At 74.1% G+C, this 13,107-nt stretch carries 10 protein-coding genes; 4 read left to right on the top strand and 6 right to left on the bottom strand.

The window, feature by feature from the left end; translation table 11 throughout:
• The first annotated feature begins 92 nt into the window (after positions 1 to 92).
• Positions 93 to 1,169: a cell division protein ZapE gene (gene zapE / locus OG309_RS29230; protein WP_329425286.1), complete on the top strand. Its 1,077-nt coding sequence runs from the start codon at positions 93 to 95 to the stop codon at positions 1,167 to 1,169.
• A 10-nt stretch (positions 1,170 to 1,179) separates the two neighbouring features.
• Here the strand turns inward: zapE and OG309_RS29225 are convergent, their stop codons facing one another.
• The 4 genes from OG309_RS29225 to OG309_RS29210 all read right to left on the bottom strand — a co-directional run bounded on the left by OG309_RS29225 (position 1,180) and on the right by OG309_RS29210 (position 5,576).
• Entirely contained in the window at positions 1,180 to 1,908 is a 729-nt protein-coding gene (locus OG309_RS29225; RefSeq protein WP_329425285.1) for an exonuclease domain-containing protein, read from the bottom strand.
• 97 nt (positions 1,909 to 2,005) lie between these two features.
• Positions 2,006 to 3,259 (bottom strand): SAV2148 family HEPN domain-containing protein, encoded by a 1,254-nt coding sequence (locus OG309_RS29220; RefSeq protein ID WP_329425283.1) that lies wholly within the window; start codon positions 3,257 to 3,259, stop codon positions 2,006 to 2,008.
• 100 nt (positions 3,260 to 3,359) lie between these two features.
• Positions 3,360 to 4,658: a copper amine oxidase gene (locus OG309_RS29215; RefSeq protein ID WP_329425281.1), complete on the bottom strand. Its 1,299-nt coding sequence runs from the start codon at positions 4,656 to 4,658 to the stop codon at positions 3,360 to 3,362.
• Between the two features lie 84 nt (positions 4,659 to 4,742).
• Positions 4,743 to 5,576 (bottom strand): Tat pathway signal sequence domain protein, encoded by an 834-nt coding sequence (locus tag OG309_RS29210; RefSeq protein ID WP_329425280.1) that lies wholly within the window; start codon positions 5,574 to 5,576, stop codon positions 4,743 to 4,745.
• Positions 5,577 to 5,723: 147 nt separating this feature from the next.
• Between OG309_RS29210 and glgX the strand changes: the two genes are divergently transcribed.
• The gene (glgX, locus tag OG309_RS29205) at positions 5,724 to 7,844 is read left to right on the top strand and encodes a glycogen debranching protein GlgX (protein WP_329425278.1); all 2,121 of its coding nucleotides are present in this window, start codon (positions 5,724 to 5,726) and stop codon (positions 7,842 to 7,844) included.
• Here glgX and OG309_RS29200 read toward each other — a convergent pair.
• A complete protein-coding gene (locus OG309_RS29200; RefSeq protein WP_329428595.1) occupies positions 7,813 to 9,027 on the bottom strand; it encodes an MFS transporter in 1,215 nt (404 codons plus the stop codon). The two genes, glgX and OG309_RS29200, sit on opposite strands and share 32 nt — an antisense overlap.
• A 90-nt stretch (positions 9,028 to 9,117) precedes the next feature.
• Here OG309_RS29200 and treY point away from each other — a divergent pair, with 90 nt between their 5' ends.
• Positions 9,118 to 11,490, top strand: coding sequence for a malto-oligosyltrehalose synthase (treY, locus tag OG309_RS29195; RefSeq protein WP_329425276.1), 2,373 nt, complete (start codon positions 9,118 to 9,120; stop codon positions 11,488 to 11,490).
• Between the two features lie 5 nt (positions 11,491 to 11,495).
• Positions 11,496 to 12,056, top strand: coding sequence for a hypothetical protein (locus OG309_RS29190; RefSeq protein ID WP_329425274.1), 561 nt, complete (start codon positions 11,496 to 11,498; stop codon positions 12,054 to 12,056).
• Between the two features lie 22 nt (positions 12,057 to 12,078).
• Here OG309_RS29190 and OG309_RS29185 read toward each other — a convergent pair whose 3' ends face one another.
• Positions 12,079 to 13,104, bottom strand: coding sequence for a cytochrome P450 (locus OG309_RS29185; protein WP_329425272.1), 1,026 nt, complete (start codon positions 13,102 to 13,104; stop codon positions 12,079 to 12,081).
• Positions 13,105 to 13,107 lie beyond the last annotated feature (3 nt).

Genomic DNA, 13,107 nt, shown 5'->3' with positions numbered 1-13,107 from the left:
GCAGGCGGGAGTTTGACGACAGGCCCTAGGGGCCCCGCCCCCTCCTCCCGACACCCTGCCGAGCCCCCGCGTACGAACGGACGAACCGACCGGTGCCCCAGCACGCCCAGGCCATGCGCCGCCATTTCGACGAGGCGGCGGCACGACGCGGCTTCTCGGTCGCCCCCGCACAGGAGGCCGCCGTCGAACGGCTGGCCCTGCTGGCGGGCGAACTCGCCCGCCCGGCCTGGACCTTCCCCAGGCCGCCGCGCGACCTGTACGTCTGGGGCCCGGTGGGCCGGGGGAAGTCCTGGCTGGTGGACACCTTCTACGAGGGGCTGCCCACCGGCCGCAAGCGCCGCCTGCACTTCCACGACTTCTTCCGCAGGCTGCACGACGGGGTGACCAGGCCGGGTGCCCGGCACGACGGGCAGAGCGCCGTCGACAGCGCGCTCGACGAGCTGATCGGCGACAGCCGGGTCCTGGTCTTCGACGAGTTCCACGCACACGACGCGGGCGACGCGATGCTGATCGCCCGTCTCTTCCGCACGCTCCTCGACCGCAGGATCACGCTGGTCACCACCTCGAACTACCCGCCCGCCGGGCTGATGCCGGACCCGCTCTACCACCACCTGTTCGAGCCGACCATCCGCCTGATCGAGGAGCGGATGGACGTCCTGGACGTGACGGGTCCGGTGGACTTCCGCCGCGTCGCGGCACCCCCGGCGGCGGACGGCGGCCGCCGGTTCGCGACGGGCCTGTGCCTGTCCCCGGGCGACACCGGCCTCGCGGCGCTCGGCCTCCCCGTCCCGGAGCCGGCGGAGGCCACCGCCGTCCAGGCACACCTGCGGGAGCTGCCGGCCCGCGCGGTACGCGGCGGCCTCGTCTGGTTCGCCTTCGACGCCCTGTGCGAGGCGACGACGGGGGTCCCCGACTACCTGGCCCTCGCCGAGCGGTTCCCCACCCTGGTCCTCGACGGGGTGCCCGCGCTGACCGAGGCCTCGGCGGACGGACGGCAGTGGTTCGCGAACCTCGTCGACGTGGCCTGCGACCGTGACATCCGGCTCGTCCTCATCGGTGCCGACCCCCTGGCCGGCCTCCCCGACGGACAGGCCCTCACCCGCGACCTGGACCGCACGGCCAGCCGCCTCGCGATGCTCCGGCGGACGGACCCGGCCCGCCCCGTCTGACCTTCCCCGGCTAGCCCGCGACCGGCGCCGGGGTGCGCAGCGGCCAGACCGGGTCGACGACCGCGTCGGCGCTGCCCTTGCGGCGCAGGAAGGACTGGAAGTCCTCGGCCCACTCCCGGTACCAGTCGATCTGGCGTTCGTGCAGCTCGGCCGGGGCGAGGGCGGCGACGGACGCGTGGCGTTCGGCTATCGCCACGGCCACCTCCACGGCGGCCAGCGCGTCGGCGGCCGCCTGGTGGGCGCTGGTGAGCGCCACCCCGTACTCGGTGCAGACCGCTTCGAGGGTGCGCTTGCCGCGCCGGTAGCGGTCGACGGCCCGGTCGATGGTGTACGGGTCGATGACGGGGCCTATGGAGGGGGCGGGGGTGCCCAGGCGCTCGCTGAGCGAGGGCAGTCCGTGCCGGCGCAGCTCGGCGGTGAGCAGGGTCAGGTCGAACGAGGCGTTGTAGGCGACGACCGGGACGCCGTCCCGCCAGTACCCCGTCAGCGTGTCGGCGATCTCGTCGGCGACCTCGCGCACCGGCCGGCCCTCGGCCGCGGCCCGCTCGCTGCTGATGCCGTGGATCGCGGAGGCCTGCTCCGGGATGCGGATGCCGGGGTCGGCGAGCCAGTCGTGCCGGCGGACCACCCGGCCGCCGTGGACGCCGACGACCGAGGCCGTGACGATCCGGGCCTCCAGCGGTTCGGTGCCGGTGGTCTCCAGGTCGAAGCCGACCAGCATTTCCGCGTGCCAAGCCATCGGGTCCTCCTTACGTGATCTCCCCCGTGGTGCTGAACACCCTCGCACGCGCCACTGACAATCCGGCCGGGGGGCGGCCGGGAAGCGGCCGGAGGGGTCAGGAGACGGGTCGGGAATCGAGCCACACGGACTCGAATTCCTCCCGATATGTCCAGAAAAGCCCGTGTTCTGCGTCACGGTCGGGGCCGTGCCCGGAGCGCACCACGGTCCGCCCCCCGCCGCGCAGCACCAGCACGGGCGCCTCCATGCCCCGCGCCTTGCGCAGGTACGACTGGACGACGGCGAGCCCGTCCGGACCGTCCCCGTCGACCAGGTAGGCGGTGAACCGCGGGGTCTCGTCGAAGACGTGGATCTGGAAGGCGCCGGGATCGCGCAGCTTGGAGCGGACCCGGCGCATGTGCAGGATGTTCATCTCCACCGCGCGGCTCAGCTCGCCCTTCTTGAGGCCGAGTTCCCGCTCGCGCCGCTTGACCGCGCTGCTGGCCGGGTTGAGGAAGAGCAGCCGGATCCGGCAGCCGGACTCGGCGAGCCGGATCATCCGGCGCCCGGAGAAGTTCTGCACGAGCAGGTTCAGGCCTATGCCGGTGGCGTCGAGCCGCCGGGCCCCGCCGAACAGGTCCTCGGCGGGCAGCTGCCGCTGGAGGCGGACCCGGTCGGGGTGGACGGAGACGACGTCGGCGTAGCGGTCGCCGACCAGGTCCTCGACGGCGTCGACCGGCAGCCGGTCGGCGGAGGGCACTCCCGCCCCGCTCCCGAGGATCTCCAGGAGCCGGGCGGAGGCCCGCTCGGACTGGGCCAGCACGGTCAGCGAGAGGGCCCGGTTGCGGGAGACGACGTTGCGGGTCACCTCCAGCTCGTCCAGGGCCAGTTCCACCTCGCGCCGGTCGTCGAAGTAGGGCTCGAAGCACGGCCAGTGCTGCACCATCAGCTCCCGCAGCTGCGGGAGGGTGAGGAAGCTGAGCACGTTGTCGTCGGCCGGGTCGAGCAGATAGCCCTTGCGCCGCGAGACCTCGCGGACGGCCACCGCCCGCTGGACCCACTCCTGGCCGGCCGGCCCGGCCGCGGCGACCACCCACTCCTCGCCGTGCACCGGCTCGTAGACCGGCCGCAGCACCGCCGCGACGACGGCCCTCAGCCGCTGCTCGACGAGGTTGAGCCAGATGTAGGCGCGGCCGGCCCGCTGGGCCCGGGTGCGCACCTCGCTCCACGCGTCCGCACCCCAGTCGAGCTCGGCCCCGATCTCGACCGGGCGGGCGACGGAGACCGCGCCGGGCGGCGCGTCCGCGGGGTCCGCGGGATCCGCCTCCTGACCCGCGTCCCCTGGGGGCAGCTCCAGACCTCCCGAGCTCACCCGCGCACCGCCTTCTGCTCCCGGACACCCGCACTGACAACGATCAAGGAAGGGTACTCCGGGAGCGGGAGGCGATGCAGCAGGATCGACCGGTCGTTGCTCAACTGCGCGGAACCGGGGCCCCGTTCTGGCCGGCGAGATCGGCCGGAGTGAGCGGATTCATAGCGGTTACGTCCCGGGGGGCGAGCTGGAATCCCTGCCAGTGGACCGGCATCGGCTGCTGGTCCTCGTCCCGGGCGACGTGGTGGAACCCGATGTTGACCCACACCGCCGGGTTGGTCAGGGTCTCCCCGTTGACCCACTTGTCCACGCTGTCGGGGGCGTTCCGGCCGCAGTCGAGGATGTTGTTGCTGGCGAACTGCTCGCAGGCCCGCGCCTGGGTGAAGTAGACGTCGTGCTTGGTGAACGGGCGGCCGGCGTAGCTGTTGGTGTGGCCCGGCACGATCTCGTACGAGCGGGCGTGGCCGTCCTTGTTCTTGCCGGTCGCGCTCACCACCCGCCACCAGCGCATGTTCTTCGCGTCGCCGGCGAGCTCCTTGGTGACCGGGGTGCGGGTGGTCTTCACGGTCGGGCTGCCGCCCCGGACGGGCGGGGTGACCTTGGAGTCGTACTGCTCGATGCGGCCCTTGGAGCTGCCGTCCAGGCCGAAGTCCAGCTTCCAGAAGACGTTGTGGGCGTGGCTGGTGGCGTAGTCGCGGGCGCCCTTGCCGATGGGCCAGCCGCGTCCGTCGGTGGCGTTGTAGTCGACCGGCGAGAGGCTGCCGGTGGCACCGACGTTGGCGCCTATCATGCCGTCGGAGGAGAAGCGCCACTCGGTGATGTACTCGTACCAGCCGACCTTGTTGACGGTGTAGACGAGCAGGTCCTTGCCCTGTGCCTGCCAGACCTTGCCGCCCTCGTCGGCGGCCATCCGGTAGGCGTGGCCGCGGGCCCGGGTGGTGGTGCACAGACCGTTGACCTTGCCGACCTCGGGGACCTTCACCGAGGTGATGGTGCCGCCGGGACACTCGCCGGGCTTCAGGTTCTGCAGGCCCCAGCCGAAGCCGGCGCCGGTGAGGTCGTCGTACTCGGCGTTGCCGTCGTCGTACGGGACGTGGATCTGGGCCAGTTTGGCGCTGTTGAGCACCCGGATGGGGGCGGCCTCGCCGGGCGGCTGGTAGGTGACCTTGTCCAGGACGAGCCCGGAGTCGGTGTCGTAGCGCCAGCACATGCGCCAGACGGTGCCGCCGTCCAGCTTCTGCTCGATGCGGTAGGCGGCGGAGCAGTCGGGTCGCGGCGGCACGGGCGCGGCGCTCACGGGGGTGGCCGCGGTGGTGGTGGCGACGGTGGTGCCGAGCAGGGCGCCGGCGGCGAGGACGGCGCCCCGCCTGCGGGCACGCCGAAGTCGCGGTACGGACATGGGTGCGTACTCCCTCGGTACGGATGTGCGGGTGGTCTCCCGGGCCGGGTGGTCGGCCGGCGCGGGGGTGGTGCGGGCCGGTGGTCAGCCGGCGCGGGTGACGGTCCTGGCGCTGAGGTCGACGATCAGGTCGCGGGTGTCGATCCAGGCGCCGTTGAGGACCTTGGTGACGAGCCGGACGCAGCGGTGCTCGCCGCACTTGGCGAGCTGCGCGGGGACGTCCGCCTCGCGGTAGGTGCGGTAGAGGTCCCCGTTGAACCAGAGCTGGTCGGTGGAGGTGAGCTCCTTGCCGGTGGCGTCCTTGTAGTCCTCCTTGACCCCCTTGCCCAGCGGGCTCGCCAGGATCAGGCCGAGCGCCGCGCGCAGCTCCTCGGGGTGGGCGGAGGGCTGCACGCCGCGCTGGGCGCCGGACTGCTCGACCTTGCCCGTGTCGAGGTTGACGGTGCGGGTGATGAGCTCGTCGCGCCCGTAGTCGTAGAAGCGGACCTCGGCGCGGCGCGGGCCGCCGGACTGCTCACCGGGCTGCGGGTCGGCCAGTTCGGTGGCGAGGTGCTGGGGGCCCCGGCCGCCCTCGACGTTCCGCTGGGCGGCGGCGCCGGGCGGGGTCAGCGCCAGGGCCTCGGCCCGCTTCAGCTCGTCGTCGGTGAGCGGGTCGGTGCCGATCCCCTTCGCCCCCTCGGGCGGCGCCGAGGCGAGCGCCGCCGGTCCCGGCGCGGGCCCGGGATCCGCCGCTCCCCCGCCCTGCTGTCCGCTCCCGCCGGCCGCCCGGGAGCCCTGGGCCGCGGTGCGGCCCGGCGGGGCGTCGTCGGCCCCCGCGCTGCCGGGCACCGCGACCGCGACGGCGATGGCGGTCCCCGTCACCGCCATCGCCGCACCGGCCACCACCTTCCCCAGGTGACGGCGCACTATTTCGTACACACTTCCCCCCTTGAAGCAGGATTTCCCCTATTTCTCTGTGGTCACCCGGTAGGACGGGCCGAAGTCCTAGGAGGTTGCCCCTCTTTCGGGCAGGATCTGGCCGAAGTACACCCCTTGCACCCGGATCAGAAGTGGAAGAGTTCGTCTATGCAGGTCTGGCCGGGTCAGGCGTACCCCTTGGGCGCCACCTACGACGGCGCTGGAACGAATTTCGCGGTCTTCTCCGAGGCCGCGCACCGGATCGAGCTGTGTCTGCTCCATGACGACGGCTCGGAGACGGCGGTGGAGCTGCGCGAGACCGACGCGTTCGTGCGGCACGCCTACCTGCCGGGCGTGATGCCCGGCCAGCGGTACGGCTTCCGGGTCCACGGCCCGTACGCGCCGGAGCGCGGGCTGCGCTGCAACGCGGCGAAGCTGCTGCTCGACCCGTACGCGCGTGCGGTCTCGGGCGCGGTGAAGTGGGGCGAGTCGGTGTACGGCTACCCCTTCGGGCGGCCGGACGCGCGCAACGACCTGGACTCGGCGCCGGACACGATGACCTCGGTCGTGGTCAACCCGTACTTCGACTGGGGCGACGACCGGCGGCCGCGCACCGAGTACCACCACACGGTGATCTACGAGGCCCATGTGAAGGGCCTGACCATGCTCCACCCCGACCTGCCGGAGGAGCTGCGCGGCACCTACGCGGGGCTCGCGCACCCGGCGGTCATCGGGCACCTGAAGGAACTGGGCGTCACGGCCCTGGAGTTGATGCCGGTCCACCAGTTCGTCAACGACCACCGGCTGGTGGACGCGGGCCTGTCGAACTACTGGGGCTACAACACGATCGGCTTCTTCGCCCCGCACAACGCCTACGCCTCCTGGGGCGACCGGGGCCAGCAGGTCCTGGAGTTCAAGGCGGCGGTGCGGGCGCTGCACCAGGCGGGCATCGAGGTGATCCTCGACGTGGTCTACAACCACACCGCCGAGGGCAACCACCTGGGGCCGACGCTCTCGTTCCGGGGTCTGGACAACCCCTCGTACTACCGGCTGGGCGACGACCCCCGCACCTACACGGACACCACCGGCACCGGGAACTCCCTCCTGATGCGGTCCCCGCACGTCCTTCAGATGATCATGGACAGCCTGCGGTACTGGGTGACGGACATGCACGTGGACGGCTTCCGCTTCGATCTGGCGGCCACCTTGGCCCGTCAGTTCCACGAGGTGGACCGGCTCTCGTCCTTCTTCGACCTGGTGCAGCAGGACCCGGTGGTCAGCCAGGTGAAGCTGATCGCCGAGCCGTGGGACCTGGGCGAGGGCGGCTACCAGGTGGGCAACTTCCCGCCGCAGTGGGCGGAGTGGAACGGCAAGTACCGGGACTGCGTACGGGACCTGTGGCGCGGCGAGCCGCGCACGCTGGCCGAGTTCGCCTCCCGGCTGACCGGCTCCTCGGACCTCTACCAGGACGACGGGCGGCGTCCGCTCGCCTCGGTGAACTTCGTGACCTGCCACGACGGCTTCACCCTGCGCGACCTGGTGTCGTACAACGACAAGCACAACGAGGCGAACGGCGAGGGCAACCGGGACGGCGAGAGCTACAACCGCTCCTGGAACTGCGGTGCCGAGGGCGACACCGACGACATCGGGATCGGCGAGCTGCGGGCCCGCCAGACGCGCAACTTCCTGGCGACGCTGATGCTGTCGCAGGGCGTGCCCATGCTCAGCCACGGCGACGAGTTCGGGCGCACCCAGCGCGGCAACAACAACGCCTACTGCCAGGACAACGAGGTGTCCTGGGTGCGCTGGCCGAAGCCGGGCGGCGAACCGGAGGCCACGCTCCTGGAGTTCACCCGGGCGATGGTGCGGCTGCGGCGGGAGCATCCGGTGTTCCGGCGCCGCCGCTTCTTCCACGGGCGGCCGGTGGAGGGCACCCACGACGAGCTCACCGACATCGCCTGGTTCACCCCCGAGGGCGAGGAGATGACCTCCCGGGACTGGCAGGCGGCGCACGCCCAGGCGCTGACCGTCTTCCTGAACGGCAACGCGATCTCGGAGCCGGGCCCGCAGGGCGAGCGGATCTCCGACGACTCCTTCCTGCTGATGTTCAACGCCTCTGCGCAGGAGCTGGAGTTCGCGGTCCCGGACAGTCACGGCGAGTCGTGGAAGGTCGTGGTGGACACCTCCCATCCGGAGGGCATGCCGCCCGAGGTGGGCCCGATGGTGGCGGCGGGCGAGCGGGTGGCGCTCGCCCCGCTCACGCTGACGGTGCTGCGACGGCCCGCCTGACCGGACCGGTGCGGAGGCGGACCGTCCAGGAGAGGACCGCGCAGGCCACGGCCGCCCCGGCCGCCACCCCGAAGGCGGCCGGGGCGCCGTGCGTGTCGGCGAGCCGGGCCGCCGCGGCCAGCGCGAGGGCCTGGCCGCCGACGATGCCGCTGGTGAGGAAGGCCATGGACTCGGCGAGCCGGGCGGGCGGCACGATCCGCTCGGTGAGGCCGAAGACGGTGATGAGGTGCGGGGCGTAGGCGACGCCGAGGACGACGACGCCCGCGTAGAGCCCGCCGAGCGTGTCGACGAGGACGAGGGGCGCGGCGAGCACGACGAGGGCGCCGGTGGCGGCGCGCCAGCGGGTGCCGAGGCCGATCCGGGCGGGCACGGCGGCCATGGCGAACCCGGCGGCCGCGCTCATCACGCCCATCGCGGCGTAGACGAGCCCGGCCTGGTCGGGTGTGCCGAGCCGTTCGGTGAGGGCGGTGATGCCGGCCTGCGAGGCGCCGAACATGGCGCCCTGGAGGACCATCGTGATCCGCAGGGCGTACGTGGCGGCGGGCAGCCGCGTCCGTTCGGCGGCACTCGTACGGGTGGCCTCGCGGACGGTCGCCGACCGGGCGGTGGGGTGCAGGGCGAAGGCGGTGCCGCAGCCGGCGAGGAGCGCGGCGGCGGTGAGCAGGGCCGCGGCCGGATGGGCGACGGCGGCGGCCAGGCCGACCAGGGCGGGGCCGAGGACGAAGGAGACCTCGTCGAGGGTGCCCTCGAAGGACAGGACGGTGCCCACCGCCCGGTCGTCGGCGCCGGCGGCGCGCGCCAGGTTCACCGAGCGGGTCCGGGCGAGCGGGCCGATCTGCGGGACCGTCGCGCCGGCGAGGGCGCCGAGCACCATGAGGAGCCCGGTGCCGGCCCGGTCGAGGGCGGCGAGCACGAGGGCGGTGACGGCGACCGCGTTGGCGAGGGCGGCGGCCGGCACCACGGGCCGCTGGCCGTGCCGGTCGGCGAGCCGTCCGATCAGCGGGCCGGCGAGGGTCTGCCCGGCGGCGAGCGCGCCGCCCGTGAGGCCCGCGGTGGTCAGGGAGCCGCTGGTCTCGGCGACCAGGAGGAGGCTGCCGAGCTGGCACATGGCGGTCGGCAGCCGCCCGAGGAAGGAGACGACCGGAAGGACCGGTCCGAGCAGGGACAGCGTGTCGCGATACATCCGGAGCATCACGCGAACGTAACGCGATGCACTCGAACGGGCGCATGCGTCGATGACACAGAAGCCGCTGAGCCGGGTACGTACGTTCGCATGACGTCCTCTTCGCCGGCCCGGCCCGGACCCCCCTCGTCCGAGCGGACGCTGCCCAGTGCCACCTACCGGCTCCAGCTCCAGCCGGACTTCCCGTTCGCCGCCGCCGAGCGCGCCGTGCCCTACCTCGCCGGTCTGGGGGTCTCGCACCTCCATCTCTCGCCGGTCCTGGAGGCCGTGCCCGGCTCGACGCACGGCTACGACGTGACCGACCACCGTGCCGTACGGGCCGAACTGGGCGGCGAGGCCGGGCTGCGGGCGCTCGCCGCGACGGCCCGCGCGCACGGCCTGGGTCTCGTGCTCGACCTGGTGCCCAACCACATGGCGGCCGCGCCTCGGCACAACCACGCCCTGCGGGCGGTGCTCCGGGACGGCCCGGACTCGCCGTACGCCCGGTGGTTCGACATCGACTGGGCGGCGGGCGACGGGCGGATGCTGCTGCCGGTGCTGCCCGCCCGGCTCCCGGAGGTGCGGGACCGGCTGCGGGTCGCGGACGGCGTACTGTCCCTGGACGGGCAGGAGTTCCCGCTGCGGCCGGGCACCGAGGGGCTGCCGCTGGACGCGCTGCTGGACGCCCAGTGGTACCGCCTCGCCTGGTGGCGGCTGGCCCGCACCGATCTCAACTACCGCCGCTTCTTCACCATCTCCGATCTCATCGGGCTCCGCGTCGAGGACCCGGAGGTCTTCGAGGCCACCCACGCGAAGATCCTGGAGCTGGTCGCGGACGGCGTGGTGGACGGGCTGCGCATCGACCACCCGGACGGGCTCGCCGACCCGGAGGGCTATCTGGAACGGCTCGACGCGGCGACCGGCGGCCGGTGCTGGACGGTCGTGGAGAAGATCCTCACCGGCTCCGAACCGCTGCCCGCCTCCTGGCCGGTGGCGGGCACCACCGGCTACGACGCGCTGCGGCACGTGGACGGGCTGTTCACCGACCCGCTGGGGACGGACGAACTGGGCGACGTCTACAGGGAGTTCGTGGGACGGGCCGGGGACCGGGGCGGCTACTGGGAGGCGACCGCCCGGCGCGCCGCGTACAAGGTGGTCACGCATGAACTGGCCGCGGAGACTGCCGCGCTGGCCCGGCTCGCGGGCCGGCTCTGCGCCGCCGACCCGGAGCTGCGCGACCACGCGCCGTGGGCCCTGCACACGGCGGTGCGCGAACTCCTCGTGCGGGTGCCGGTGTACCGGACCTACCGCACCGGCGGCGAGCGGGTGCTGACCCCGGAGGCGGCGCGCGGCGCCAAGGCGGCGTTCGCGGTGCCGGAGGAGGCGACGGCGGTGGACACCGTGCGGGAGCTGGCGCTGGGGACGCGCGGCGACGGGCCCGACCACCGGGCCTTCCGGGCCCGGTTCGCCCAGACCTCCTCGGCGCTGCGGGCCAAGTCGGTGGAGGACACGGCCTTCTACCGCTACACGCCCCTGCTCTCGGCCAACGAGGTCGGCGGCGACCCGGGGCGCCCCGCGGTGCACCCGGACGAGTTCCACGCGTACTGCGCCCGCATCGCGCGCGACTGGCCGGGCACGGGCACGGTCCTGACCACGCACGACACCAAGCGCAGCGCGGACGTACGGGCCGGGATCGCGGTGCTGGCCCAGTGCCCGCAGCGCTGGGCCGAGTTCCTGGAGGAGGCCTCCGGCGTCCCCGCGCCCGACCCCCACCTGGCGTGGACGGCCTGGCAGACCGCGTTCGGCTTCGGCACCCCGGACGCGGCGCGGCTGGGCCCGGCGGTCCTGAAGTCGGTACGGGAGGCCGGGCTGCACACCAGCTGGACCGAGCCGGACGAGGCGTACGAGCGGGCCGTCACGGACTTCGTGGCGGCGGGGCCCGGCCGCATCCCGCTGCGCACGGCGGCACCGGCGGCCCTCGCCCTCGAACCCCACATCCGCGCGCACATCCTCGGGTCGACCCTGGTCCACCTCACGATGCCGGGGGTGCCGGAGCTCTACCAGGGCACGGAGCGGGTGTACCGGGCCCTGGTCGACCCGGACAACCGGGCGCCGTTCGCGCCGGGCCCGGACGACGACAAGACGGCGGTGGTCCGCGCCGCGCTCCACCTGCGGCGCACCCGCCCCGCCCTCTTCGGTCCCCTCTCCACCTACCGCCCCTTGTCCGCCACGGGCCCGGCCGCCCCGCACTGCCTGGCCTTCTCGCGCTCGGACCACGTCCTGACCGCCGTCACCCGGCTCTCCCTCCGCCTCGCCGAGACGGGCGGCTGGCGGGACGCGTCCCTCGCCCTTCCGGAGGGCCGCTGGCTCGACCTCCTGGACGGGACGCGGGAGTTCACGGGCGGGGCGGAGAAGCCGGTGAGGCTGGCCGAGCTGTTCGAGGGGAGGCCGGTGGGGCTGCTCGTGCGCGCGGAGCAATACTGATGATCATGACTAAGGATCGAACCGGCCGGATCATCGGCGCCTCCTTCGGGCTGTTCTTCGTGCAGGCGAACGCGGGGGCGCTGCCGACCCGGATCAGCGCTCCGCTGCGCGTGCTGGCCGGAGCCGCCTTCGTCGCCCTGGTCGTGTTCGGGGGGCGGGGCGGCCGGGCCGGTGCCGGAGGCCGGACCGGGGGCGCGGAACCGGCCTCGGGCGGCCCCGGATTCGGGCGGCGCTACTGGTTCGTGGTGGCGGCCGAGGTCGTCGGGCTCGTGGCCGGACTGGTCGTGACCGGCAGGGTGCTGCACGCCCCGCAGGCCGCCGTGGGGTGGATCGCCTTCGTCGTCGGCGTGCACTTCTTCGGGCTCGCGGCGGCCTGGCGGCGGCCGCAGCTGCACGTCCTGGGCGCGGCGCTCGCGGCCTGCGGCGCGGGCGGCCTCGTGCTCGCCGCCCTCGGGGCGTCCGGCGCCGCCATCGCGACGGTCGCCGGGATCCTCCCGGGCGTGCTCCTGCTCGGCTCGGTGTGGTGGTCCGGCCGGCCGGGGCAGGAGGTCGCGCCCGCCGCTTGAGGCGTGCGCGCGGGCGAAGGGCTCAGCCTCCCGGCCGGACCACCAGGCTCCGCGGGGCCCGGGTGATCACGCCCGTCCACTCGGGCCGGAAGCCGTCCGCGAGGCGGAGGCGGGGCATGGCCTGGAAGAGGGCCCGGAGGGCGTATTCGGCCTCCAGGGCGGCCAGGTCGACGGCCGGACACAGGCCGGTGCCGTAGGTCAGCTGGCCCGGGTCGTCGCGGAGCGGGTCGAAGCGGTCCGGGTCGCGGAAGCGCTCCGGGTCGCGGCCGGCGGCCCCGATCAGGAGGGCGACCTGGGCGCCCGGGGGGAGGACTCCCGATCCGACGCGCACCTCGCCGCGGGTGCGGCGCATGACGATCTGGACCGGGGGGTCGCGGCGCAGCGACTCGGTCCAGGCGCGGGCGACCAGGCCCGAGGGGGCGTCCCGGAGCGCGGCGACCTGGTCGGGGTCGCTCAGGACGGCGGCGAGGAAGGCGGCCAGGGCCTTCTCCCGTACCGCGATCTGGCCCGTGCACTGTCCGACCAGCGCGGACGCGGCCCGGCCGCGGACCAGCCGCATCATGTCCCGGTACGGCACGCCGACGGCGGCGGCGACGGTGCCGGCCGGCAGCCAGTGGCAGAAGTCGGCGACCAGGTCGGCCTGCGGGCGGGCGGCGATCCGGTGGGCGAGGACGAAGGCGGTGCGTTCGGCGACGGCCCGCAGCTCGCCGTCGTCGACGTCCGTGTGGGTCTGCGCGCACGGCGGGTCGCCGGGCCGGTGCCCGTGGGTGAAGCGGGCGTCGGTGAGGGCGCTCGCCACGTCCGCGTACCGGCTGAGCACCCAGGCCCGCAGCAGCGGGTCGTGGGTGAGCGGGAACTCCTCGCGCAGGACCCGGTAGGTGCGGTACGGGTCGCGGGTGGCGCCCGGCTCCAGGGGGCTGGGCGCGATCCGGCGGACCGTGCGGTCCCTCCCCGCGGCGGCGGCCCCGCGCGTGGCGGGTGTCATCGTCGGCAGAGCGGCCCAGTGGTCTCGCCACGGGGTGTGCGGGTGGTTCGGCTCGTCGCTCATCTC

The sequence above is a fragment of the Streptomyces sp. NBC_01268 genome (assembly GCF_036240795.1).
Classification (GTDB): domain Bacteria; phylum Actinomycetota; class Actinomycetes; order Streptomycetales; family Streptomycetaceae; genus Streptomyces.
Note: the sequence above shows the minus strand (reverse complement) of the source record. Positions and strands in the feature narration are given on the sequence as shown.

Bases quoted from the DNA above. Each gene is read 5' to 3' on its own strand.
- OG309_RS29215 (WP_329425281.1), bottom strand. From the start codon at position 4,658: ATGTCCGTACCGCGACTTCGGCGTGCCCGCAGGCGGGGCGCCGTCCTC.
- OG309_RS29190 (WP_329425274.1), top strand. From the start codon at position 11,496: ATGACTAAGGATCGAACCGGCCGGATCATCGGCGCCTCCTTCGGGCTG.
- OG309_RS29225 (WP_329425285.1), bottom strand. From the start codon at position 1,908: ATGGCTTGGCACGCGGAAATGCTGGTCGGCTTCGACCTGGAGACCACC.
- OG309_RS29200 (WP_329428595.1), bottom strand. From the start codon at position 9,027: ATGTATCGCGACACGCTGTCCCTGCTCGGACCGGTCCTTCCGGTCGTC.
- OG309_RS29185 (WP_329425272.1), bottom strand. From the start codon at position 13,104: ATGAGCGACGAGCCGAACCACCCGCACACCCCGTGGCGAGACCACTGG.
- treY (WP_329425276.1), top strand. From the start codon at position 9,118: ATGACGTCCTCTTCGCCGGCCCGGCCCGGACCCCCCTCGTCCGAGCGG.
- glgX (WP_329425278.1), top strand. From the start codon at position 5,724: ATGCAGGTCTGGCCGGGTCAGGCGTACCCCTTGGGCGCCACCTACGAC.